This is a genomic window from Vibrio marinisediminis (assembly GCF_014050145.1).
GTDB lineage: Bacteria > Pseudomonadota > Gammaproteobacteria > Enterobacterales > Vibrionaceae > Vibrio > Vibrio marinisediminis.
The window spans coordinates 1-308 of record NZ_JACFYF010000143.1; the positions used below are offsets into that span (position 1 = coordinate 1).

The 308-nt window shown below is 61.0% G+C and carries 1 protein-coding gene; it reads left to right on the top strand.

Going from position 1 to position 308, the window contains the following annotated elements; translation table 11 throughout:
• A partial coding sequence (locus tag H2O73_RS23720; RefSeq protein ID WP_182110763.1) for an ABC transporter permease subunit occupies positions 1-308 on the top strand: 308 nt, incomplete at both ends.

Here is a 308-nt window from a genome sequence, read left to right on the forward strand (position 1 = left end):
ACGCAATTCCTGCCGGCGGTGGTGATCATCCTGCCCTTCTTCATCATGTTCCGGGATATCGGCCTGCTGGATACGCGGCTGGGCCTGATCCTGGTGAACCTCGCCATCGTGATGCCGTTCGCGATCTGGATGATCAAGGGCTTCATCGACGGCATCCCCCTGGACACCGAAGAGGCGGCGATGGTCGACGGCTCCTCGCGGTTGCAGGTGATCTGGAACATCGTGCTGCCCATGGCCGCCCCGGGTCTGCTGACCTCCGGCATCTTCTGTTTCATCATCGCCTGGAACGAGTTCCTCTTCGCGCTGAT